Origin of the sequence: Kocuria sp. SL71 (assembly GCF_026672465.1) — a bacterium.
In the GTDB taxonomy this organism is placed as follows: domain Bacteria; phylum Actinomycetota; class Actinomycetes; order Actinomycetales; family Micrococcaceae; genus Kocuria; species Kocuria palustris.
Genome location: NZ_JAPPRE010000001.1, coordinates 230,348 through 251,991, shown reverse-complemented (window position 1 = coordinate 251,991; position 21,644 = coordinate 230,348). Strand labels below are relative to the sequence as shown.

22 protein-coding genes and 1 pseudogene are annotated in these 21,644 nt (G+C 70.9%); 11 read left to right on the top strand and 12 right to left on the bottom strand.

What is annotated here, in order from left to right; all coding sequences use genetic code 11:
- Positions 1–187: 187 nt before the first annotated feature.
- A complete protein-coding gene (locus tag OVA15_RS01255; RefSeq protein WP_268142576.1) occupies positions 188–667 on the bottom strand; it encodes a hypothetical protein in 480 nt (159 codons plus the stop codon).
- A 172-nt stretch (positions 668–839) separates the two neighbouring features.
- Between OVA15_RS01255 and OVA15_RS01250 the strand changes: the two genes are divergently transcribed.
- Genes OVA15_RS01250 through OVA15_RS01230 form a run of 5 tightly spaced genes read left to right on the top strand, consistent with a single transcriptional unit; the run spans position 840 to position 3,560 of the window.
- Positions 840–1,262, top strand: coding sequence for a hypothetical protein (locus OVA15_RS01250; RefSeq protein WP_268142574.1), 423 nt, complete (start codon positions 840–842; stop codon positions 1,260–1,262).
- Positions 1,235–2,077 (top strand): sensor histidine kinase, encoded by an 843-nt coding sequence (locus OVA15_RS01245; RefSeq protein ID WP_268142572.1) that lies wholly within the window; start codon positions 1,235–1,237, stop codon positions 2,075–2,077. Before OVA15_RS01250 ends, OVA15_RS01245 begins: the two co-directional genes overlap by 28 nt.
- On the top strand, positions 2,074–2,676 hold the full coding sequence (locus OVA15_RS01240; protein WP_268142570.1) for a response regulator transcription factor: 603 nt from the start codon (positions 2,074–2,076) through the stop codon (positions 2,674–2,676). The genes OVA15_RS01245 and OVA15_RS01240 overlap by 4 nt, the downstream gene beginning before the upstream one ends.
- 43 nt (positions 2,677–2,719) lie before the next feature.
- Positions 2,720–3,220, top strand: a complete 501-nt coding sequence (locus OVA15_RS01235; RefSeq protein ID WP_268142568.1) for a carboxymuconolactone decarboxylase family protein — start codon at positions 2,720–2,722, stop codon at positions 3,218–3,220.
- A complete protein-coding gene (locus OVA15_RS01230) occupies positions 3,213–3,560 on the top strand; it encodes a GNAT family N-acetyltransferase (protein WP_268142566.1) in 348 nt (115 codons plus the stop codon). Before OVA15_RS01235 ends, OVA15_RS01230 begins: the two co-directional genes overlap by 8 nt.
- Positions 3,561–3,677: 117 nt before the next feature.
- On the opposite strand, the gene OVA15_RS01225 is transcribed toward OVA15_RS01230, so the two are convergent.
- On the bottom strand, positions 3,678–4,403 hold the full coding sequence (locus OVA15_RS01225; RefSeq protein ID WP_268142564.1) for a maleylpyruvate isomerase family mycothiol-dependent enzyme: 726 nt from the start codon (positions 4,401–4,403) through the stop codon (positions 3,678–3,680).
- 99 nt (positions 4,404–4,502) lie between these two features.
- Between OVA15_RS01225 and OVA15_RS01220 the strand changes: the two genes are divergently transcribed.
- Together OVA15_RS01220 and zupT are read left to right on the top strand one after the other, a co-directional pair.
- Positions 4,503–5,228: a nuclease gene (locus tag OVA15_RS01220; RefSeq protein ID WP_326493249.1), complete on the top strand. Its 726-nt coding sequence runs from the start codon at positions 4,503–4,505 to the stop codon at positions 5,226–5,228.
- A gap of 37 nt (positions 5,229–5,265) precedes the next feature.
- Positions 5,266–6,075 carry a zinc transporter ZupT gene (gene zupT / locus OVA15_RS01215; protein WP_268142562.1) on the top strand — a complete coding sequence of 270 codons (810 nt, stop codon included), beginning with the start codon at positions 5,266–5,268 and terminating at the stop codon, positions 6,073–6,075.
- 13 nt (positions 6,076–6,088) lie between these two features.
- On the opposite strand, the gene OVA15_RS01210 is transcribed toward zupT, so the two are convergent.
- Complete coding sequence (locus OVA15_RS01210; RefSeq protein ID WP_268142561.1) at positions 6,089–6,646, bottom strand: phage holin family protein; 558 nt, start codon at positions 6,644–6,646, stop codon at positions 6,089–6,091.
- Between the two features lie 205 nt (positions 6,647–6,851).
- Between OVA15_RS01210 and OVA15_RS01205 the strand changes: the two genes are divergently transcribed.
- On the top strand, positions 6,852–9,071 hold the full coding sequence (locus OVA15_RS01205) for an NADP-dependent isocitrate dehydrogenase (protein ID WP_268142559.1): 2,220 nt from the start codon (positions 6,852–6,854) through the stop codon (positions 9,069–9,071).
- Between the two features lie 112 nt (positions 9,072–9,183).
- Here OVA15_RS01205 and OVA15_RS01200 read toward each other — a convergent pair whose 3' ends face one another.
- The 4 genes from OVA15_RS01200 to OVA15_RS01185 all read right to left on the bottom strand — a co-directional run bounded on the left by OVA15_RS01200 (position 9,184) and on the right by OVA15_RS01185 (position 11,205).
- Positions 9,184–9,597 (bottom strand): VOC family protein, encoded by a 414-nt coding sequence (locus OVA15_RS01200; RefSeq protein WP_268142557.1) that lies wholly within the window; start codon positions 9,595–9,597, stop codon positions 9,184–9,186.
- A 126-nt stretch (positions 9,598–9,723) separates the two neighbouring features.
- Positions 9,724–10,458 (bottom strand): diacylglycerol/lipid kinase family protein, encoded by a 735-nt coding sequence (locus OVA15_RS01195; protein WP_268142555.1) that lies wholly within the window; start codon positions 10,456–10,458, stop codon positions 9,724–9,726.
- A complete protein-coding gene (locus OVA15_RS01190) occupies positions 10,455–10,640 on the bottom strand; it encodes a hypothetical protein (RefSeq protein ID WP_268142553.1) in 186 nt (61 codons plus the stop codon). Before OVA15_RS01190 ends, OVA15_RS01195 begins: the two co-directional genes overlap by 4 nt.
- A 109-nt stretch (positions 10,641–10,749) precedes the next feature.
- Entirely contained in the window at positions 10,750–11,205 is a 456-nt protein-coding gene (locus tag OVA15_RS01185) for a lipopolysaccharide assembly protein LapA domain-containing protein (protein ID WP_024290941.1), read from the bottom strand.
- 221 nt (positions 11,206–11,426) lie between these two features.
- Between OVA15_RS01185 and OVA15_RS01180 the strand changes: the two genes are divergently transcribed.
- Together OVA15_RS01180 and OVA15_RS01175 are read left to right on the top strand one after the other, a co-directional pair.
- Positions 11,427–12,674, top strand: a complete 1,248-nt coding sequence (locus OVA15_RS01180) for a metallophosphoesterase family protein (protein WP_053447043.1) — start codon at positions 11,427–11,429, stop codon at positions 12,672–12,674.
- The gene (locus tag OVA15_RS01175) at positions 12,671–15,313 is read left to right on the top strand and encodes an AAA family ATPase (RefSeq protein WP_268142551.1); all 2,643 of its coding nucleotides are present in this window, start codon (positions 12,671–12,673) and stop codon (positions 15,311–15,313) included. Before OVA15_RS01180 ends, OVA15_RS01175 begins: the two co-directional genes overlap by 4 nt.
- 153 nt (positions 15,314–15,466) lie before the next feature.
- Here the strand turns inward: OVA15_RS01175 and OVA15_RS01170 are convergent, their stop codons facing one another.
- The 3 genes and pseudogenes from OVA15_RS01170 to OVA15_RS01160 all read right to left on the bottom strand — a co-directional run bounded on the left by OVA15_RS01170 (position 15,467) and on the right by OVA15_RS01160 (position 17,940).
- Complete coding sequence (locus tag OVA15_RS01170) at positions 15,467–15,832, bottom strand: cytochrome b5 domain-containing protein (RefSeq protein WP_268142549.1); 366 nt, start codon at positions 15,830–15,832, stop codon at positions 15,467–15,469.
- 133 nt (positions 15,833–15,965) lie between these two features.
- A pseudogene (locus tag OVA15_RS13340) lies at positions 15,966–16,265 on the bottom strand (DUF2231 domain-containing protein); the annotation flags it as partial.
- A 100-nt stretch (positions 16,266–16,365) separates the two neighbouring features.
- A complete protein-coding gene (locus tag OVA15_RS01160) occupies positions 16,366–17,940 on the bottom strand; it encodes an AI-2E family transporter (RefSeq protein WP_268142546.1) in 1,575 nt (524 codons plus the stop codon).
- A gap of 295 nt (positions 17,941–18,235) precedes the next feature.
- Here OVA15_RS01160 and OVA15_RS01155 point away from each other — a divergent pair, with 295 nt between their 5' ends.
- Positions 18,236–19,375, top strand: coding sequence for an alanine racemase (locus OVA15_RS01155; protein WP_053447039.1), 1,140 nt, complete (start codon positions 18,236–18,238; stop codon positions 19,373–19,375).
- Positions 19,376–19,405: 30 nt separating this feature from the next.
- On the opposite strand, the gene OVA15_RS01150 is transcribed toward OVA15_RS01155, so the two are convergent.
- A complete protein-coding gene (locus OVA15_RS01150; protein WP_268142543.1) occupies positions 19,406–20,650 on the bottom strand; it encodes an acyl-CoA dehydrogenase family protein in 1,245 nt (414 codons plus the stop codon).
- A gap of 52 nt (positions 20,651–20,702) precedes the next feature.
- Positions 20,703–21,614, bottom strand: coding sequence for a TetR/AcrR family transcriptional regulator (locus tag OVA15_RS01145; RefSeq protein WP_268142541.1), 912 nt, complete (start codon positions 21,612–21,614; stop codon positions 20,703–20,705).
- Between the last annotated feature and the right edge of the window lie 30 nt (positions 21,615–21,644).

Genomic DNA, 21,644 nt, shown 5'->3' with positions numbered 1-21,644 from the left:
ACCCAGCATTTCTGAAGATTTCAGGGACGCTCCCACGCATACCCCCGCGCCACCACCCGCTCCGTCTGCCGGATCGCCCCGTCGGAGCCCGACTGTCCAGCGCCGGAGCGGTTTCGACCCCTGGATCGGGCGCTTTGATTCCGACCGGCATTCTCGGCGGACATCGGCGTGTCGCCGAGCTCGCCGCTCAGGCCACCGCCGTGTAGCCCAGATGCGCCAGCGTGCCGAAGACGACGCCCCACAGCGTGATCCCCGCGACCTGCCACAGGATCACCCAGCCGCGCGAGGCCCCCACGGAGACCAGCAGCGGCGCGGTGAGCTGACTCGGCAGCACCCACTGCCCGAACAGGGAGACCCCGGGAACGCCGAACCGCTCGGACAGGCGCAGGATGCGCTGGCGGCGCGGCGAGAGCTCCTTGTGCTCCTGCGAGGCTCCGCGACGGACCCTCGAGCGCGTCAGGTGGGCGATCTGCACGACCAGCGCCATCGACAGCGCATTGCCCACGACGGCCGCCGCGATCGCCACGACCACCGGCACGCCGGCCACCACCCCCAGGGCCGAGCCGAGGATCGACTCCACGAACGGGATGGCGGAGATCAGCATCACCCCCACCCACTGCAGCGCCTCCGGCATGGACTGGGTGAAATCCCGCAGCGACTCCAACATGATGATCTGCTCCTCCTGCTCGATCCGCGCCGCCCGTCGTCCGGGTCGGCGTCGCTTTCATTCACCACTGTTCCGCGGCCGCGCAGCCGCGTGCAGTGCCGCGGTGTCACCGGGATCCGTGGATCCCCCATGCCCGGACGGTGACATCTGTCATCGGTCTACGGTGGCCCTCATGACTGAGACCGCCGCTGCCCCGCGCACCGGACGCGGAGTGCGCGCCACCTGGTGGTACACCTGGTCCTCGATCGCTGTAATGGTGCTCGGACTGAACGGGCTGACGGCCCTGTGGCTGGGGCTCCTGCCCTCCGTCCCGATCGCCCTGAGAGCCGGACTGATCGCACTGGTGGTGCTGAACGCGATCCTCCAGCTGCGCTTCTCCCTGCTGCATCGGGCCGGGCTGTGGAGCGGTGCGGCCGGGACTCGCACCGTTGTCACCCTGCTCGTTCCGGCCGCGCTGACTTCCCTGCTCTGCCTGGCCGCAGCACCCCGTCTGCTCGCCGGGGTCCTCCCGCTGATCGTCGCCCTGTCGGTGCTGGCCGCCGAGCGGCCCCGCCCTGGTGCGCGCCCTTGTCCGCGGCCGTGGTGGCCGCGCTGATCGTGCACGGCACCGTCGGGTCGCGGATCGACCCCCTCCTGGGGGATCAGCCCACATCCGAGCAGCTCGAGGTCCTGGCGGGGCTGGATCGCGCCGCGATCTATCTGGCTCTGTTCGCGCTGCTGGCGATCCTGGCCGGGGTGTGGATGTGGGGCGTGGTCCAGCGCCTCGACGAGGCCCGCAGCGCCGAGGCCGACCTGGCGGTGGCGCGCGAGCGGCTGCGCTTCGCCGCCGACCTGCACGACATCCAGGGGCATCATCTGCAGGTCATCGCGCTGCAGGCGGAGCTCGCCGAACGACTGCTCGAGCGAGACCCGGACGCAGCGCGTCAGAAGCTGCGCGAGACGCGCGAGATCGCCCGCCAGGCCCTCGAGGAGACCCGGAGCCTGGTCCAGGGGCTGCGGCAGGTGTCGCTGGTCCAGGAGCTGGACAACGCCGCCGACGTCCTGCGTGCCGCCGGCATCGACTGCCGCCGCAGGGCCGAGGCCGAGCCGCAGGATCCCCAGATCCGCCAGGCCCTGGGCCTGGCCGTGCGGGAGGCCACGACCAACATCCTGCGCCACGCGAGCGCCGGCTCGGCGTCCTACGAGGTGTTCCGGGAGGCGACCGGAGCGCACGACGGCACGACCTGGCGGCTCGAGATCGTCAACGACGGCGCCGATGCCGCCCCGAGCGCGTCCCCCGGGACCGGGCTGCAGGGTCTGCGCGAGCGCGTCGAATCCCTGAACGGGACGCTCACCGCACAGCACCGCGACGGACGCTTCATCCTGGAGATCCTGCTCCCCCAGCCACAGCCCGAGAGGACCACGACATGATCCGCCTGCTGATCGCCGATGACGAGCACCTCATCCGCGGGGCGCTGGTGTCCCTGCTGAACCTCGAGGATGACATCGAGGTGGTGGCCGAGGCCTCGACCTCGGACGGCGCGATCGAGCAGGCCCGCGCCCACGCCCCGGACGTCTGCCTGCTGGACCTGGAGATGCCTCCGGCCGACGGCCTCGCGGCCTCCGAGCAGATCCTGTCGTCGGTGGCCACCCGCACCGTGATCGTCACCCGGCACGCCCGCCCCGGCGTGCTGCGCCGGGCCCTGGCCAGCCGCGTCTCCGGATTCGTGCCCAAGTCCACGCCCGCCGAGGAGCTGGCGGATGTCATCCGGCAGGTGCACGCGGGGCGGCGCTACGTGGATCCGGAGATCGCCGCAGCCGCGCTGAGCGCCGAGCGGTGCCCGCTGACCGACCGCGAGCTCGACGTGCTGCGCGAATCCCGCAGCCCGCGCCCCGTCGAGGAGATCGCCGCCCGCCTCTCCCTGGCCCCGGGGACGGTGCGCAACTATCTGTCCTCTGCGATGTCGAAGGTCGGCGCCCGTTCGCGCCACGAGGCGGCGCAGACCGCCTGGGAGCAGGGTTGGATCTGAGGCTCTCTTGTGGCACATGATACGTCACGTTATTCTCGGGCGCATGAGCGAAGACCCGCCGTTCTACCTCGACAAGGCCGATCCCGCCTCCTGGAAGGCCCTCAACGGCCTCTCCCGGCAGGTGGCCGATTCCCTGGCGGAGGCCGGCCTGTCCAGGGTCGTCGCCGAGCTGATCAACGTGCGGGTCTCCCAGCTCAACGGCTGCGGGTTCTGCCTGGACATGCACGTGAAGCTGGCGCGTCGGGCCGGTGTCACGGATCGTCAGCTGGCCGTGCTGACCGCCTGGGAGGAGACCGAGCTGTTCGACGACGTCGAATGCGCCGCGCTCACCGTGGCCGAGATCGCCGCCGAGCTGCCCGATCAGGTCACCCGCCGCTCGCGCCTGGAGGCCGCCCGCGAGGTGCTGACCGACGCCCAGTTCTCGGCGGTGCAGTGGGCGGCCATCACCATCGGGACCTTCAACCGCCTCTCCATCCTGTCCGAGTACCCCGTCCAGGAGCGCGCACTGGACCGCAAGAAGAAGGCCGAGGCACGCCATGACTGAGCTGAGCTTCCGCAACGACGACGGCCCCCAGCGCTACGAGGCGCTGTCCGGGGACGCCATCGCCGGCAAGACGTACTGGGTGGATGCCTCGGAGGCCGAGAAGCCCGAGCGCATCTTCTTCCACACCGAGGTCGACGACACCTTCGAGGGTCAGGGCGTGGCCTCCCAGCTGGTGCGCTTCGCCCTGGACGACGCGATCGAGCGCGGCTTCCGGATCGTGCCGGTGTGCCCGTACGTCAAGGCCTGGCTGGAGAGGCACGACGACTATGCGCAGCACGCGGTCGCGGTCCGCCCGCGCCATCTGGAGGCGGTCCAGGCGCGCCAGCGACGCAGCTCCTGAGCCGACGCACTCGGAAGCTGTCAGGGAACGCAGTGCGCGAGGGCGCCCGCACCGGTCATGGTGCGGGCACCCTCGTCGTGCAGTCGGGTCTTCCGGCAGCGTCTGCGCCGGGTCGGCTCACCAGGCCGGCAGCTGCGGGGCCTCGTCGACGCCCTCGGGCAGGTAGATGCCCTCGGTGCGCCCGCGCGAGAGCCAGTCGAGGATGCCCTCGCGGTCGCCCTCCACGCGCAGGGAGCCGTCGCCGACGACCCACTCGTCGCCCTCGTCGGTGACGATGGTCAAGCCCGGAGAGTCCTTCACGGACAGGTTCAGCACTCCGGCGGTCACGGCGTTGAGCAGGGAGTCGGGATCGGCCTCCTCGACCTCCCACTGGGTGTCCAGATCGGCGTGGTGGACCACGACCTCCGCGATCAGCACGGCGGGGATGGAGGTGGCCGGGAAGCGCTTGGGGCCGATGCCGACCTCCTCGGCCGTCAGCTCACCGGTCAGGACCTCGGCGTCGGCGATGAAGGCCTCCAGCGCGGCGCGGGACTCGGCCTTGAGCTCCTCGCGCGGCTTGGCGGCCAGCTGCTCGACGGCCTCGGTGCGCTCCTGCCTGGACTCGAATAGCTTCTGCTCCTCACCGGTCTCCGCCCACTCCAGCAGGCGCTTGAAGCGACGGGCCGCGACCGCCACGTGGGCGATGACCATGGCGCGGTTCCAGCCCTCGCAGTGCGACGGCTTGTCGAACTCGTCGTCGTGGAAGGACTCGACGGTGGAGAGGTACTGCTCGGACTCGCGCCCCAGGCGGGAGAGGTCCGAGCGGACACGGGCAGGATTCAGGACAGGATGGATGGCGCTCATGGGACCAGGCTATCGGCCCGGTGTAAGGCGCAACACATCGGGCGCGCGTCCGCCTCAGCGCACCGGCGCGCACCAGGATCCTCCCGTACGCTCGTGCGCATGGTTCCGCATGACAACGCCCAGTTCGGCACGCGCCGCTCCGACTCCTCCGCAGCCTCCGCCGTCGTCGACCCCGCCGAGGCCAGCTCTCTTCCGGAGCAGGGGACGACCACCCCGGCCGCGCCCGCCGTGGCCGACGAGCCGACCGTCGAGCCGTCGGCCTCCGCCCCCAGCACCACGTACCTGCTGGTCGACGGCGAGAACATCGACGCCACCCTGGGCATGTCCCTGCTCGAGCGCAAGCCCAAGCCGGAGGAGCGGCCGCGCTGGGAGAAGGTCATGAGGGGCGCCCGCAAGCTGTGGCGCCAGGACACCAACGGCCTGTTCTTCCTCAACGGCTCCCACGGGCACCTGCCCTTCAGCTTCGTGGCCGCGCTGCGCGGCTTCGACTACCAGGTCATCCCCCTGGCCGCCCCGCCCAAGGTCAAGGTCGTCGACGTCGGCATCCAGCGCATGCTCAAGGCGATCCTGGACCAGGGCCACGGCGACGTCATCCTGGCCTCCCACGACATCGACTTCCACGACGAGATCGAGGCCCTGCTCGACGACGGCCGCCGCGTGGCCGTGCTGTGCTTCCGCGAGCTGCTCTCGGCCGGGCTGCACGAGATGGAGGACAAGGGCCTGCAGATCGTCGACCTGGAGGACGACTTCGAGGCCTTCAAGGCCCCGCTGCCGCGCCTGCGCATCATCGAGCTCGACGCCTTCGATCCGTCGCGCTACCTCTGATCCGCTGCTGCTGATCCGCACCGCCTGAGGAGAGTCGTTGGCCGTTGCCCTGCTGCTGACGGTGATCGCCGGGCTCGCCACGGGCCTGGGCGGTCTGGCCGTCTTCCTCACCAACCGCACGAACGGGTCGTTCCTGGCGCTGAGCCTGGGCTTCTCCGCGGGAGTGATGCTCTACGTCTCGTTCGTGGAGATCCTGGCCGAGGCGAGCGACCTCCTGAGCGCCGCCTGGGGGCCCGGTCGCGGGACCTGGGGCATGGTCGGGGGCTTCTTCGCAGGCATCGCGGTGATCGCGGTGATCGATCGGCTCGTGCCGCATCAGGCCAATCCGCACGAGTTCGCCTATCAGCCCGGCGATGCCGAACCCGACGCCGCGTTCGCAGCGCCCGCAGCCGACTCCCGGCTGCTGCGCACCGGCATGCTGACCGCCCTGGCCATCGCGATCCACAACTTCCCGGAGGGCTTCGCGACCTTCGCCGCGGCCCTGGGCGACCCGTCGGTGGCCGTGGCCATCACGGTGGCGATCGCCCTGCACAACATCCCCGAGGGCATCGCCGTGGCCGTGCCCGTCTTCCAGGCCACCGGCTCCCGCGCCCGCGCGATCGGCCTGTCCTTCCTCTCCGGGCTCTCGGAGCCGCTGGGCGCGGTGATCGGCTTCCTGCTGCTGCGCCCGTTCCTGACCGATGCCCTGTTCGGGGCCTCTCTGGCCGCCGTGGCGGGGATCATGGTCTTCATCTCGCTGGACAAGCTGCTGCCCACGGCCGAGAAGTACGGCGGGCACCATCTGTGCGTCTACGGCATCGTGGCCGGGATGGCGATCATGGCCGTGAGCCTGGCGATGCTGGGCTGAGCAGGCGGAGTGCTCAGCGGCCGCGGCCGGTGGGATCCTCCGGGTCGTAGATCTCGCCCTCGTGCAGGCGGCCGTCGTCGCCGCGGTACTGGTAGGTGTCCGGCCCCGCTGCGCCGCGGGGCCTGCGAGCCGCCGCGCACGGGCGGCCGTAGGGATCGCGGCCCGGAACGGCACCGGGACGCTGCTCGACCACGACGACGTCGCGCCGCCTGGGCTCGAACGCGCCCATGAACATGCTGACCAGCGAGATCACGAGCGAGCCGAGCACGGCCGCCGGCCAGAACGACTCGACGGCCCAGTAGCCGCCGAAGACCTCCATGACGGTGGAGACCACCAGCAGCATGGCGGCGTTGATCACGATCAGGAACAGCCCGAACGTCAGGATGATCAGGCAGCCGCTGAGCAGCTGCAGCACGGGCTTGACCACGGCATTGAACGCACCGAGCACGGCGGCCACGATCACGATCACCAGGATCTGCGTGCCGAGGGTCGCGGTGTTCAGGTGGATGCCGGGCACCAGGGCGGTGGCCAGGGCCACCGCGATCGAATTGACGAGCCATCTCCAGAGCATGGACCCGTTCTACCCGCTCCAGCTGTCCGGAAGCTGAGGCAGGGACGCGCTGACGTCGGCGTTCGCGCCGCGCGCAACAGCGGACCCGTCGTCCCAGCCTGCCGCCCGGGCAGCGTGACCCAGGCCTCTGATGGAGAGGTCGGATCGGGTAGGTTTGAAGGCGATCACGCACCGCATGACGTCGAACGAAGGAGTCACGACTCATATGCCCAAGATCATCTGGACCAAGACCGATGAGGCCCCGTTGCTGGCCACCTACTCCTTCAAGCCGATCGTGGAGGCGTTCGCCACCACCGCCGGCGTGGAGGTCGAGACCCGTGACATCTCGCTGGCCGGTCGCATCATCGCCCTGTTCCCGGAGCGCCTGACCGAGGACCAGCGCCTGGACGACGCCCTCGCCGAGCTCGGTGAGCTGGCCAAGACGCCCGAGGCGAACATCGTCAAGCTGCCGAACATCTCGGCCTCCGTCCCGCAGCTCAAGGCCGCGGTCAAGGAGCTGCAGGCCGCCGGCTTCGACATCCCGGACTACCCCGAGGACCCGCAGACGGACGAGGAGAAGGACGTCCGCGCCCGCTACGACAAGGTCAAGGGCTCGGCCGTGAACCCGGTCCTGCGCGAGGGCAACTCGGATCGCCGCGCCCCCAAGGCCGTGAAGAACTACGCCAAGAAGAACCCCCACAAGATGGGCGCGTGGTCGAAGGACTCCAAGACCAACGTCGCGACCATGGACGCGAACGACTTCCGCGACAACGAGCAGTCCGTCGTGATCCCCGCCGATGACACCCTGACCATCCGCCTGCGCTCGCAGGACGGCGAGCAGGTGCTCAAGGAGTCCGTGCCGGTGCTCGCGGGTGAGGTCGTGGACTCGACCAACATGTCCGCCCGCGCCCTGGACGGTTTCCTGGCCGAGCAGGTCCAGCGCGCCAAGTCCGAGGGCGTGCTGTTCTCCGTGCACTTGAAGGCCACCATGATGAAGGTCTCCGACCCCATCATCTTCGGCCACGTGGTCCGCGCCTTCTTCCCCACCCTGTTCGAGGTCTACGGCGATCAGCTCGCCGCGGCCGGCCTGTCCGCCAACGACGGCCTGGCCTCGATCCTCTCGGGCGCGGAGCAGCTGGATCCCGAGGTCCGTGACGGCATCAAGGCCGAGATCGAGAAGGGCCTGGCAGAGGGCCCGGCCCTGGCCTACGTGAACTCGCACAAGGGCATCACGAACCTGCACGTGCCCTCGGACGTCATCGTGGACGCCTCCATGCCGGCCATGATCCGCACCTCGGGGCACATGTGGTCCAAGGACGACACCGAGGAGGACACGCTGGCCGTGCTGCCGGACTCCTCCTACGCCGGCGTCTACCAGGCCGTGATCGACGACTGCCGCGCCAACGGCGCCTATGACCCCACCACCATGGGCACCGTCCCAAACGTGGGCCTCATGGCGCAGAAGGCCGAGGAGTACGGCTCGCACGACAAGACCTTCGAGATCCCCGCCCCGGGAACCGTCGAGGTCGTGAACTCGGCGGGCGAGGTCCTGATGTCCCACGAGGTCGAGCAGGGCGACATCTGGCGCGCCTGCCAGGCCAAGGACGCCCCGATCAAGGACTGGGTCCAGCTCGCCGTGCGCCGCTCGCGCGAGTCCGGCATGCCGGCCGTGTTCTGGCTCGACGAGTCCCGCGCCCACGACCGCAACCTCATCGAGAAGGTCGAGAAGTACCTGGCCGAGGAGGACACCGAGGGACTGGATCTGCGCATCCTGAGCCCGATCGAGGCCACCAAGTTCTCGATCGAGCGCATCCGCAAGGGCGAGGACACCATCTCGGTGACCGGCAACGTCCTGCGCGACTACCTCACGGACCTGTTCCCCATCCTGGAGCTCGGCACCTCCGCCAAGATGCTCTCGATCGTCCCGCTGATGAACGGCGGCGGCCTGTTCGAGACCGGGGCCGGCGGCTCCGCACCCAAGCACGTGCAGCAGCTGGTCGAGGAGAACCACCTGCGCTGGGACTCTCTGGGCGAGTTCCTGGCGCTGGCGGCCTCCTTCGAGCACCTGGCCTCGCGCTACGACAACCCCAAGGCGCAGGTCCTGGCCGACGCCCTGGACGAGGCCACCGGCCGCTTCCTGGAGGAGAACAAGTCGCCCTCGCGCAAGGTCGGCGAGATCGACAACCGCGGCTCGCACTACTACCTGGCCCTGTACTGGGCCCAGGCTCTGGCGCAGCAGAGCGAGGACTCCGAGCTGGCCTCGGCCTTCGCCGACGTCGCCCAGCGCCTGTCCGACGGCGAGGAGAAGATCGTCGCCGAGCTGCTCGAGGTCCAGGGCTCTCCCGCGGACATCGGCGGCTACTACCGCCCCGAGGACGAGAAGGCCTTCGCGGTCATGCGTCCCTCGACCACGCTGAACGAGGCGATCGACAGCCTCAAGAAGTGATCTCCCGCCTCTGCTGAGGCACCGGATCAGACTGCGGCCCCGCTCACCGATCGGTGAGCGGGGCCGCAGTGCGTCGCAGGGCCGTTCCGGCGGGTCGCGCGACGCGGACGGCTCAGCCCGCCGCGCTGATCTGCCAGTTCACGCCCCAGCGGTCCTGCAGCCACACGAAGGCGGGGCTGAAGGGGTACTCCCCCCGCGGCATGAGCTCGGTGCCGCCGTCGAGCAGGGCCTCGTGAGCGGCGCGGACCTGCTCCTGCGTGTCGAGCTCGACGAACATCGACACCGCCGGGGTCAGCGGGAAGCCGTGGTCGAAGGCGCTGTCGAAGGCCCGCACGGTGGTCCCCGCCACGCGGATCAGGCCCTGGGAGATCGTGCCCGCGACCTCCTTCTCGTCGTCCTCGGACCACCGCGACAGCTCGAGCACCTCTGAGTCGGGGAATGCGCTGACCCACGTGCTCAGGGCGGTCTCCGCCTGTCCGTGGTTCTCGCCGAAGAACATGATGAAGGGGCTCAGTCGTGCTGCCATGGGGTCCTCCTGGGAGGTGATGCTCGGGTGCTGGTTCTCGGGATCAGTGTGGCATCGGTACGGCTGCGCTCCGTCACGGGCTTCGGCGCGGCAGTCCCGTCCACGGCTCGACGGACGTCGTTCCGCTCAGCTCGCCACGAGCAGCGCCCCGGGGCGGACCTCGGCCCGGACCTGGACAGCGCGGCCCAGCAGATCGCCGTCGGCCTGCAGCAGAAGCGGGCTCCGCGCTCGCAGCTCGACGGACAGGGCGCAGTCGTAATGCAGGGCGCGCGCCCGCTGGGGTCGTCGGATCAGCCCGAGCCAGCCGATGCTCGCCCAGTCGCGCAGGGACTGAGGCGCTCGCAGCAGCTCGAGGTCCCCGGAGTCCGTGCGCACGTGCGGGAAGACGCGGATGGCCAGCGGGATCCGCGGCGCGCTGCCGATCAGCACGGACCAGGCGAGCAGCTCGAGCTCGGGACCGTCGTCCACGCGCATGCCGAGGGTGTGCAGGGGCGAGCGCAGCCTGGCGGCACCGCGCAGCAGGTAGGCCGGCCAGCCGGTGCGGGATTTGAGCGCCTCGTCCGTGGCGGCCACGACCGCTGCGTCCTCGCCCATGCCGGCGACCGCCAGGAAGACGTCGTCATGCCGCTGCAGATCGGTGCCGCGCCAGCTCAGGAGGCCGACGTCTTGCGGGGTCGGGTCTGCTGCGAACGCTCGACGCAGGGCGGCCTCCAGCGCCTTGGCGGTGCGCGGCGCACGGAGGCCCAGATTCCGGGCGAAGAGGTTGGCGGTGCCCGTCGGGATGATCCCCAGCGCCGCTCCCGAGCCTGCCAGGCCGGAAGCGACGCTGCGGACGGTGCCGTCGCCGCCGGCGACGATCACCCGAGCCGCTCCGTCGGCCACGGCCCGGGCGGCCTGCTGCGCGCCGGGCGCTGCGAGGTGGTCGCCTCGAAGCGCACCCGCAGCCCGGCCGCGGCCGCTCGCTGCCGCAGCAGGGGCTCGATCGCAGCGGCATGGCGCCTCAGCGGATGCACGATGACGACGACGTCCGCACGATCGCTCACGGAGAGCCGCTTCCGACGACGGCCGCATGCCTCGGCACGACGACGGCCGCGTCCCGCACAGGCGAGGACGCGGCCGTCATGGAGATGCTCCGCGGATCGATCAGCGCGCTCAGCGCAGCGTGGACTTGATGCGCTCGCGCTCCTTCTCGAGCTTGCGCACGCGACGGTTCACGGCGAACAGTCGCACCGAGCCGACCAGGGCCATGACCAGGGCGCCGGCGATCGCGGCGAGCAGCATGGCCACGCCGGTGGGCATGGAGGAGGTCCAGGACATGAAGTGGATCGTGGCGTCCTCCATATTCTGGAGGATGAAGATCAGCAGGACGACCAGCACCAGGATGCCCACGATCAGCGCGGCCCACACGCCGGCGCCCGGGCCGGAGCTGTGGCCGTCGAGCTTGGGATCGGTCGGTGAGGCCTGGCGCGGAGCCTGCTGGGGCGCAGGCGCCGGCTCCTGCGCGGGACGAGGCTGCTCCGGCTGCTGTCCGGGCACCTCGGAGGCGGACACGCCGGCCGGGCTGGTCTCCGGGTTCCAGGTCGGCTCGGAAGGGGTGTTCTGCGACATGGGGTCTCCTCGCTCTCAGGGGCGGCGGCACCGGAAGGGGACGCACGGCCGCCGCGCATTCCGTGGGCCCAATCTACGGGATCATCACCTCGCTGACGGCCTGACATCGGGTCTCACCCGGACCTTGTGATGTCGGACTTGCTTCCTAGGGTCATGGGAGTTCGCTTCCCCGGCCCGTTCTCGTCCCCGCATCCGCCGGAGCGCCCTGATGGAGGCCCGCCGTGACCGTTCGTTTCCTGCACACCAGCGACTGGCAGCTGGGCATGACCCGGCACTACCTGGCCGGTGAGGCTCAGCCGCGCTTCACCGCCGACCGGGTGGACACCGTGCGCACCCTCCTGGCGCTGGCCCTGGAGCGCGAATGCTCGTTCGTGGTCGTGGCAGGAGACGTGTTCGACCATGCCAATCTCAGCCCTCAGGACATGGGCCGGGCGCTGGAGGCCATGCGCTGCGAGCTGCCGGTGCTGCTGCTTCCGGGCAACCACGACCCTCTGGGCACGGGCTCGCTGTGGGACTCGCCCGCCGTGCGCGACGGCCTCCCAGACAACGTCATGCTGCTGCGGGACTCCGGTCCCGTCCAGGTGCTCGACGGCGTCCAGGTGGTCGGGGCGCCGTGGCGGACCCGCAAGCCGGACGCGGATCCCGTGGCTCCGGCGCTGGAGGGTCTGGAGGCAGATGGGACCGTCCGCGTGCTCGTCGGCCACGGCATGCTGGAGGAGCTGGATCCGGATGCCTCCTCCCCCGTCACCGTCAGGCGGGCACCGCTGGAGGCAGCCTTGGCGGACGGGCGGATCCACTACGTCGCACTGGGCGATCGCCACATCCGCTGGCCGCAGGACGGACGCGGGGCCATCCAGTACTCGGGGGCCCACGAGACCACCAGCTTCCGGGAGACCGGTCTGGGCCTGGTGCTGGAGGTCCAGATCGATCCGCAGGCCCCGGCCGGGTCCCAGGTCACGGTGCAGGACCACCAGGTCGGGCGGTGGCGCCACGTGGTGATCGAGCGCGAGCTCGACGGCCCGGAGGACCTCGAGGCGCTGGCCGCCGAGCTGGATGCTCAGACGCCCAAGGAGCGGACCATGGTCAAGACGGCTCTGCGGGGAGCCCTCACGGTCGGGCAGGCGGCGCAGCTGGACGAGCTGCTCGAATCCCAGGGGGCGCGCTTCGCGTCGCTGGAGGCCTGGGACCGGCACACGGACATCGTGATCCTGCCCAGCCAGGAGGAGATGCAGGAGATCTCGCTGGGCGGCTTCGCCCAGCAGACCCTCGAGGAGCTTCGGGAGAGGGCCTGGCAGCCCGAGCGGGAGCGCGCTGAGGACGGGTCGCCCGAGCCGATCGCCGCAGAAGAGCTCTCGGAGCAGGCCGAGCAGGAGGAGATGCTCCGCGAGCCGGCGCCGCCTGCTGAGCACGAGACCGCCCAGGATGCCCTGCGCCTGCTGGTGCGGCTGAGCGGAGGGCAGCGCGCATGAGGATCCACCGCATCGCCGTCGACAGCTTCAAGGGAGTCCGGGACCGCACGGTCGAGTTCCCGGACACAGGGATCACCGTGCTGCAGGGGCGCAACGAGTCCGGGAAGTCGTCCCTCATCGAGGCCTTCGACCTCCTGCTGGAGATCCCGGACAGCTCCGGGGCCAAGGCCGTCAAGGCGGCGGATCCCGTGGGCGATGACCTGGGGATCGCCGTGGAGGCGGAGTTCACCCTGGAGGGCCACCGCCTGCTGTACCGCAAGCAGTGGCTCAAGGCCAAGAAGACCACCCTGCGCTTCCTCGAGGGACCGCGCTCCGGGGACACGCTCTCGGGGCGGGAGGCCCACGACACCGTCATGGCCCTGCGAGAGCGCTCCGATCAGACGCTGTGGTCGGCGCTGCGCATGCTGCAGGGCTCGGCCTCGGGCCGGGAGAGGCTCACCGACTCCTCGGCGCTGAAGTCCGCCCTGGAGCAGGCCAGCGGAGGCAGCGCCCAGAGCGAGTCCGGTTCGAGCCTGCTCGCTCTGGCCCAGGCCGAGCGCGAGCGGTACTGGACGGCCGGCGGCAAGGAGAACGCCGCCACCAAGGCCGTGCGCGACCGGCACCGTGAGGCCGTGGCCGACCATGAGCGAGCCGACGCCGAGCTCGCGAGCCTCGTGGAAGCCGAGGAGCGCCTGGAGCGGGACGAGCGCGCGCTGACCGCCGCCCAGCGCACCCTCGCGTCAGCGGAGGAGGACGCCGAGCAGGCCAGAGTCTCGGCCGCCGCGCTCACTCAGCTGCAGACCCGCAGGGAGCAGGCCGCAGCGGCGGCGGAGGCGGCTTCATCGCGCACCGAGCAGCGCCGATCCGATCTCGAGCAGCGCGAGCGGCTGCGCACCCGGGCACAGGAGGCTCACCAGCGTGCCGCGCAGCTGCGTACGGAGGCAGAAGCGCTGCAGGTCAAGCTCGACTCCGCGCAGGAAGCAGCGCAGCAGCACCGCACCGAGCTCGAGAGCGCTCGCACTGCGGAGGAGCAGGCCCGGGGCAGAGTCCGAGCGCTGCGCACCGCCCAGCGCCTGGTCCAGCACCGGCAGCGCCACGGCGAGCTGGCACAGCAGCTGCACGAGCTCGAGGAGATCGCCCAGCAGCTCGAGGCGCTGGGTCAGGCTCCTGACTCCCCCATCGGCGCCGCCGACGTCGAGCGGATCGATGCCGCCGAGCGGGCCCTGGCGACCGCTCGAGCGCAGGTCGCAGCCGGTTCCGCCGAGCTGACGGTGACCGCCCTGGGAGGCCCCCGCACGGTGCACCTGGGCGACGAGTCGATCGAGCTGCTCGATCAGCAAGCGCAGACCCGCGCCGTGACCGAGCAGATCGACCTCGAGCTGCCGGGGCAGCTGCGGGTGAGCGTGGTCCCCGAAAAGGGGCGCGAGGACCGCAGCCGGGCCGCGAACGACGCTCAGGAGGCCCTGCGGCAAGCGCTGGTCCGGTGGGAGGTCGCCTCCCCGCAGGAGGCCCGCGATCTGCTGCGCGAGCAGACGGAGGCGCAGCGCGAGCGCACCGCCCTGGTACAGCGCCGCCGCAGCGTGCTCGCCCAGCACGACGAGGCCGAGCTGCGCCGCGAGCACGAGCGGCTTGCCTCCTTGCTGGCCGATTCGGAGCGGCCCGCGGACTCAGATCCTCCGGCCATGACCGGATCGGCGCAGGAAGCCGCAGATGCCCTGCAGGAGGCGGAGGAGGCCGCCGAGGACGCCCGCAGCACGCTGGAGACCGTGCGCGACGACGTCTCCGGCGCAGAAGCGGCCCTGTCAGCCCGGCGGGAGGAGCTGGGTGCCGCGCGGGCCGCGCTGGACGCGCAGGCGGAGTCCGCGCAGCGCGACGAGCAGCAGCTCGCCCACGAGCGCGAGCAGATCGCCGACGATGCCGTGGAGGCCTCGCATCAGGAGGCCATCGACGAGCTCGCGCGGGCCCAGGAGCAGGCAGCCCAGCTCGAGCGGCAGTGGCAGGACCAGGACGGCGAGCACAAGCGCAGCCAGTACGAGGCGCGCATGCGCCGCCCAGAGGCACTGCGCCGGGTGCTGGATCAGGCCCGCGATCAGCGCGCCCAGTCCCGGGGTGCTCTGATGGCATTGGACCGAGACCAGAAGCAGTCCGATTTCGACACCGCGCTCACCCGGCGCCGCGCGGTCGCTCAGGAGCTGAGCAGCCATCTGCGGCGGGCAGCGGCCGCCAAGCTGCTGGCCGACACCCTGGAGCGCTTCCAGGCGGAGGCGCATCGCCGCTACACGGAGCCGTTCCGCCAGCAGCTGGAGCGGCTGGGGGCCCACGTCTTCGGCTTAAGCTTCCGGGTCGAGGTCGACGAGGATCTGGAGGTCACCCGCCGCTTCATGCACGGGACCTGGATCGACGAGTCGTCGCTGTCCACGGGCGCCCGCGAGCAGCTCGCCGTGCTGGTGCGCCTGGCCGTGGCCACCCTGGTGGATCCGGTGGAGGGAGTGCCGGTGATCTTCGACGACGCCCTTGGCCACTCCGACCCCGAGCGTCTGGCCAGCCTGGCCGCGGCTCTCGAATCGGCCGGACGCCGGGCTCAGGTCATCCTGCTCACCGCCACGCCGGAGCGCTTCGCAGCGGTCGCAGGCACGGCCGAGGTCCGGATCGGCGACTGAGCGCAGCGCGCTCTCCGATGATCCCGGACGGCAGCGACTGCGAGTCCCGGTCCAGCACGGAAGGCCGGGACTGCGACTCCCGGCCCCGGACGGCAGGACCTCCGGGGCTCGGCCGCAGACGCGGGCCGGACTGCGCTGAGTGCGCCAGCAGGCTCAGGCGGCGAGCTCGCCGATCCTGAACTCCGCGAGCTGCTCGGCCACCCGATCGCTGCCCTCGTGCTGGCCGGTGAAGGCCTCGGTGCCGTCGCTCCCGCACAGCGACTCGATCGCGCCCTCACCCCCGGGATGCTGGGCGATCCAGTCGCTGAGGTCGTAGACGCCGCCGTCGAACGCGGCCCAGCAGGACTCGTCGCCGTCGTGCTCGGCAACCTCATCCATCGTGTAGGTCTCAGCCTCGGACTCGGTGGCGGCCGAGGACGACTCCTCGGCGCTGGTGCCCGCAGGGTCGCCCGTGGCCATGGCCCCTGACCACGCGGCCTGGGCGCCCGTGTGACCGGTCTGCACGGCGAAGATCAGCACGGCCGCGCCCGTCAGAGCGCTCAGCGCGCCCAGGACCGTCGGCAGCGCACCTGCGCCCGAGCCCTCGACCTCGGCGCTGCTTCCGGTCGGCGAGGACCCGGCTGATCCACCAGGCCGTCGTCAGCACGAACAGCGCGATCGAGGCCGCGAGCAGGCGGTTCGCGGCGTCGGCGTGCTGCTGCGGCATGCCGACCTGCTGGGCGAAGGCGTCGCCGGAGATCAGGGCCAGGATGACCCCGGCCAGCCCGAGCGCGGCGCCGATCACGGACAGGCCCAGGACGCGTCGACGCACGGCTGGCACCACCGCCGCGACGATCAGCAGGATGGCCGTCAGCGGCAGCACCACGACCGGAAGATGCACCACGAGCGGATGCAGAGGAAGGTCGCCTACGGCGGTGAACGGACTGGTCTGCAGGGAAATCTGCGAGTTCATGTTTCCACGGTACGGGAAAAAGATGACGCGTCCCTCAAATTGTCGGACTCAGTGGAGTGAGACCCCGCATGTCGCTGACGCGGGAAGCTTCCGTGACGGGTCAGGAGCGCTCGTCTGCCAAGGCTGCGGGCGCCTCGGAGGCCTGCGTCGAGTCGCTCGCCTCCGCTGTGCTGCGACCCGCCACCGGTGCGGGGCGGCGCCGGCGTCGGGTGGTCCCGCTGATCCAACGGGCCAGGGCGCCGCGGGAAGCACGGGCCTGCTCGGCAGCCGCCGACGACAGCCCGTCCTCCGGCGAGGAGGCGATCAGCGCGTTGACGAAGCGCACGTCTGGGTTGGGATCCACGAGCAGGGCCTTGACCAGCAGCGTGGCCGGCAGGGCGAGCAGCGCCCCCAGCGGGCCGAGCACGAGCGACCACAGCAGCACGGAGACGAACGAGACCATCGGGGTGACTCCCACGGCGTCGCCGGTGAACTTGGGCTGGATGAACGACTGCATGACCAGGTTGATCACGCTGAAGCCCAGGATCACGGCCAGCGCATCGAGCCAGCCGCCCTCGAGCAGGCCCATCATGGTCGGCGGGATCATGCCGATGACGAACCCGATGTTGGGGATGTAGTTCGTCACGAAGGCCAGCACCGCCCAGACACCGGCCAGCGGGATCCCCAGGGCCCACAGGTAGCCCAGGTCCATGAGCGCCACGATCAGCCCGAAGACCGTCGTGACGATCCAGTACCTGCGCACCCCGGCGGCGAAGCTGAGCAGCGCGCGGCCCACCAGGGGCTTCTGCAGCAGGATCACGCCCATCCGCCGGCGGATGGTCATGGAGTCCAGGGTGAGGAAGAAGATCGCGGTGATGACGATCGCCAGCATGGTGGCCACTACGGAGACGTTCGAGGCCACATCGAGCAGCCATTCCGTCGAGAAGCCCACGATGTCGGGCACATTGGCTTCGATGTTGGCCGCCATGGTCTCGGTCGTCACGCCGAACTGCGCGAGCCACTGCATGAGGTCATCGCCCAGCGCGGCGAACTCTCCGGAGTAGCCGGGCAATGCCGTCAGCAGCGCGAAGATCGCCCATCCCATGGAGTAGAAGAAGGCCAGCAGCGCGATCAGCACGACTACCAGAGCGGTGATCGCGGCCAGCCAGACCGGCCACCGCAGCCTTCGCACGAGCCAGGCGTGCAGGGGGTGGACGATGATCACCATGTTCAGCGCGAAGAAGACCGGGGCGATGAAGCTGGCGTAGCGGCTGATCCCCTCCAGAGCCAGCAGTGCCGCCGCCACCCCGACCAGCATCAGCACCAGACGACGCGACCCGGCCTCGCCCCCGCGCATCGAAGCGGCTGTGTCGAGGGTCGGCCCGGTCACCTTTTCCTGTCCCTGTGGCTGTCCGTCATCAGGGGATCCGTCGCGTGCGGCCTCGAAGGCCTCGACCGGGGTCAGGGTGGTGCGGTCCTCGGCAGGCAGCCCCGTCTCCGGGGATTCCTGGACGGGCTGCTCGTCCAGCAGATCCGCGAGACCGGCGGACTCATCGGCCGGATGATCCGTGGGCGTGGGTCCTGTGGATTCAGGTGATCCGGCACTCGAGTTCGACCGCACAGACGACGCTGTTCCGGGCTCACCGAGCGTCGAGCGGTCGGTCTTGCGGGTTCCGTGCGGCTCAGCCGGGGACATCGAGGCTCCTGTGGGGCAGCGGCGCCGCGGCTGCGACGCACGGGCGGCCCTGCGGCCGTCGAGCAGATCCTAGACCCGCCTGATGTCCCGCAGATGTCCGGGCGCCCGAGCGGCCGCATCGCCGCTCCCCTTCCAGCGACTGGCCGATTGCCCACCGCTCCTGGATCCGGTGGCCGCTTCCTCACCGCAAGCCGCCGGAACCGGTGACGACTTGGCCTGTCGGTGGCGGTGCGGTTCGGATTCGGGCAGTCGGGTGGGGGCTCAGGGCCCGGGCGCACGCAGATAGGGTCGGGCCATGACCGAAGCTCATGCCGACTTCCCCGCCCAGCACCTGCCGGATCTGCCCCTGTCCACACCTGCGGTGGTGGTGGATCGTCGGATCCTGGATGCCAATATCGCTCGGGTGGCCGACTCGGCGGCTCGGCGCGGCCTGATGCTGCGCCCGCATGCCAAGACGCACAAGATCCCGGAGATCGCCCGCCGGCAGATCGACGCCGGTGCGGTGGGCCTGACCGTGGCCACGATCGGCGAGGCGGAGGTCTTCGCTGGTGCCGGCATCGAGGACCTGTTCATCGCCTATCCCCTGTGGGTCGACATGCGCAAGGCTGTGCGGCTGAAGCTGCTGGCGGAGAAGACGCGGCTGCGCATCGGCACGGATTCGGTCGAGGCCGTCGAGCAGATCGCCCGCGAGCTGGGCGATGCGCCGCTCTCGGTGTCCCTGGAGCTGGACAGCGGCCACCACCGCAGCGGCGTGCTGCCCGACGACGCCCTGCCGATCGCGCAGCGCGCCCGGGAGCTGGGCGTGCGACTGGACGGCCTCTTCACCTTCCCGGGGCACAGCTACGCCCCGGGCGAGCAGTCCTCGGCGGCCACCCAGGAGAGCGCGATCCTTACAGGCACTGCCCGAGAGCTGCGCGAGGCCGGCCACGAGATCGTGCACGTCAGCGGCGGCTCGAGCCCCACCGCCGAGGTGGAGGAGCCCACGGCGGCGCAGGAGATCCGCCCGGGCGTCTACGTCTTCGGCGACGCCCAGCAGCTCGAGCTCGGGCGCATCGGCATCCAGGACGTGTCCCTGTCGGTCGCGGCCACCGTCGTCTCCCGCCACGACCACGAGGAAGCGGAGGACGACGGACCGTCGCTGCGTCGGATCGTGCTGGACGCGGGCTCGAAGGTCCTCGGCAGCGACCGCCCGGCGTGGGCCACCGGGTACGGGCGCCTGCCGAACCACCCGCGGGCGCGGATCACGGCGCTGTCCGAGCACCACGCGACCGTCGTCTTCCCGCCCGAGGACGCGCTGCCGGCCATGGGCGAGCAGCTGCGCGTGATCCCCAACCACGTGTGCCTGACCCTGAACCTCATCGGCTCCGTCACGGTGATCGACGGCGGGGCCGTGCTGGGCTCGTGGAAGGTCGCCGCCCGCGGGCTCAACAGCTGAAGCGCTCGAACCCGACGACGACGCCTGCGCTCAGGCGAACGCGCTGAAGCCCGTCAGGTCTCGGCCGATTAGCAGCGCCTGCACCGACTCGGTGCCCTCGTAGGTGTGGATCGCCTCGATGTCCGCCAGGTGGCGCATGACCCCGTTGTCGATCAGGATCCCGTTGCCGCCCATGAGGTCGCGGGCCTCGGCGGCGATCGCGCGGGCCGTGCGGGTGTTGTGGTATTTCGCCAGCGAGGCCTGGGTGGGCCGCAGATGCCCTCCGGCCTCGGAGGCGGCGAGCTGGGAGCAGTACAGCTGCATGGACGTGAGCATGGACAGCATGCGGGTCAGCCGCTCCTGCACGAGCTGGTGCTCAGCCAGGGGCTTGCCGAACTGGCGTCGCTGCTTGGCGTAGGACAGCGCGGACTCGAAGCAGCCGGTCGCGTGGCCCAGCGCGGACCAGGCCACCCCGGAGCGGGTCGCGTAGAGCACGCGCGAGGCGTCGCGGAAGCTCGTGGAGCCGGGCAGCACGGCATCTGCGGGGACCTTCACATCCTCCAGGCGGATCAGCGCCTGGTCGATCGCGCGCAGAGCGCCCTTGCCCTTGATGACCTCGGCGCGGTAGCCGAGCGTCTCCTGCGGGATCAGGAAGCAGCGCACCGAGCCGGTGGCCCCGGGCACGCCCTCGGGCACGGAATCGTCGACTACGCGCGCCCACACGAAGCTGATCCCGCCGGCGGCCCCGTTGCCGATCCACTTCTTGGCCCCGCGCAGCGTCCATCCCTCGGCCGTGCGCTCGGCGACGGTCTCCAGCTGCGCGGAGTCCGAGCCGTGATCCGGTTCGGTGAGCGCGAAGGCGCCGAAGACCTCGCCTGAAGCCAGCGGCTTCGCCCAGCGCTGCTGCTGCTCGGGCCTGCCGTGCAGGATCAGGCTGCGCAGGGCCAGACCGCCCTGCACCGCCACGATGGTGCCGAGCGAGCCGTCGATGCGGGAGAGCTCCATGTTCACGAGCCCGGCCCCCAGCGGGGACATCTCGCTCAGCAGGGGGTGCTCGAGCCCGTCGACGAACAGGTCGGCGGCCCCCAGCGCGGCAACAGCCTCGAGCGGGTACTCGTGGGCGTCCCACGCCGCGGCCATGCGCTCCTGCAGCCCGGTGCCCACCTCCCGAGCCCGTTCCCAGAGCTCGCGGTCGGCCTCCGGGATCTGCGTGAAGAGGCTGTAGTAGTCGATGTCCAGGGCGTCGGTCACCGAGTACTCGGGCTCGGTGGCGCCGGGAAGCGGGGTCTCAGTCATGGCCCCACTCTAGCGATACTGCGTCTCAAATGGAATGAGACGCAGTATCACCTCAGCTCAGAGCTCTGCGCACCTTCTCGACGACAGCGTCGACATCGACCCCGGAGCCCGACGACGACGGCGCCGTGGCCACCACGACCGTCACCTCATCCGCCGCAGAGCTGTCCGCCCGACTGCCTCCATCGAGCATGCCTGGACCGCTGTGCGCGCCCGGACCGCCGTGGCCATCGCCGTCTTCGCCGGTTTCGCCGCCGAGCCCCGCCGAGCCGGTCGCCAGCCGGGCGCCCAGATCCTTGAGGGCTGCGCGCAGCGGCTCGACGGCCGCGTCGACGGCTTGCGGCTGCTGGGCATGCTCATCGCGCAGCAGAGAGCGCAGCGCGTGATTGTGCGCCGCGGTCACGGCGGCGGCGAAGACCACGGTGCCCAGGGAATCCGCCTGCGGCAGGTGGGCGCGCAGGGTCTGGACGAACAGCCGCTCGTAGCGCCGCTCGGTGACGATCTCGCGCTCGCGCAGAGCCGCCACGTAGCGGACCACGCCGTAGCGTCGCCGGGCCGCCGGAAGGTCTCGAGCCAGGTGGGACAGGACCTGCAGGGAGGCCTCGCACACGATCACGTGCGCTTCCGCCCCGTCCTCCGCGAGCCGCTGGAGCATCCAAGCCTCGATGCGCTCGAGCAGCGGGGGGTGATCGGCGAAGACCGCGTCCTCCTTGCCGCCCACCTGACGGAAGAAGGTGGCTCGGGAGATGCCCGCCGCGGCGGCGATGTCCGCCACGCTCGTGGCTTCGAACCCTTCGCGCTCGAACAGCTCGACGGCCCAGCGCACCGACTGGGTGCGCAGGTCGTCCTCGGCGGGTTCCGCAGCGCGTACGGGATCGACTGAGGGCTGCGACGACGGGGCGACTGGGCGCGAGCGCCCTCCTGCCGCAGAGGTCTCGCTCACGGGCTGCTGCTGCGCGGGGTCCATGGCTTCGGGACGCTACCAGCCCCGCCGAGG

Bases quoted from the DNA above. Each gene is read 5' to 3' on its own strand.
- OVA15_RS01205 (WP_268142559.1), top strand. From the start codon at position 6,852: ATGCCCAAGATCATCTGGACCAAGACCGATGAGGCCCCGTTGCTGGCC.
- OVA15_RS01145 (WP_268142541.1), bottom strand. From the start codon at position 21,614: ATGGACCCCGCGCAGCAGCAGCCCGTGAGCGAGACCTCTGCGGCAGGA.
- OVA15_RS01160 (WP_268142546.1), bottom strand. From the start codon at position 17,940: ATGTCCCCGGCTGAGCCGCACGGAACCCGCAAGACCGACCGCTCGACG.
- OVA15_RS01210 (WP_268142561.1), bottom strand. From the start codon at position 6,646: ATGCTCTGGAGATGGCTCGTCAATTCGATCGCGGTGGCCCTGGCCACC.
- OVA15_RS01255 (WP_268142576.1), bottom strand. From the start codon at position 667: ATGTTGGAGTCGCTGCGGGATTTCACCCAGTCCATGCCGGAGGCGCTG.
- OVA15_RS01155 (WP_053447039.1), top strand. From the start codon at position 18,236: ATGACCGAAGCTCATGCCGACTTCCCCGCCCAGCACCTGCCGGATCTG.
- OVA15_RS01220 (WP_326493249.1), top strand. From the start codon at position 4,503: ATGGTTCCGCATGACAACGCCCAGTTCGGCACGCGCCGCTCCGACTCC.
- OVA15_RS01185 (WP_024290941.1), bottom strand. From the start codon at position 11,205: ATGTCGCAGAACACCCCTTCCGAGCCGACCTGGAACCCGGAGACCAGC.
- OVA15_RS01250 (WP_268142574.1), top strand. From the start codon at position 840: ATGACTGAGACCGCCGCTGCCCCGCGCACCGGACGCGGAGTGCGCGCC.
- OVA15_RS01150 (WP_268142543.1), bottom strand. From the start codon at position 20,650: ATGACTGAGACCCCGCTTCCCGGCGCCACCGAGCCCGAGTACTCGGTG.
- OVA15_RS01240 (WP_268142570.1), top strand. From the start codon at position 2,074: ATGATCCGCCTGCTGATCGCCGATGACGAGCACCTCATCCGCGGGGCG.
- OVA15_RS01225 (WP_268142564.1), bottom strand. From the start codon at position 4,403: ATGAGCGCCATCCATCCTGTCCTGAATCCTGCCCGTGTCCGCTCGGAC.
- OVA15_RS01230 (WP_268142566.1), top strand. From the start codon at position 3,213: ATGACTGAGCTGAGCTTCCGCAACGACGACGGCCCCCAGCGCTACGAG.
- OVA15_RS01175 (WP_268142551.1), top strand. From the start codon at position 12,671: ATGAGGATCCACCGCATCGCCGTCGACAGCTTCAAGGGAGTCCGGGAC.
- OVA15_RS01200 (WP_268142557.1), bottom strand. From the start codon at position 9,597: ATGGCAGCACGACTGAGCCCCTTCATCATGTTCTTCGGCGAGAACCAC.
- OVA15_RS01235 (WP_268142568.1), top strand. From the start codon at position 2,720: ATGAGCGAAGACCCGCCGTTCTACCTCGACAAGGCCGATCCCGCCTCC.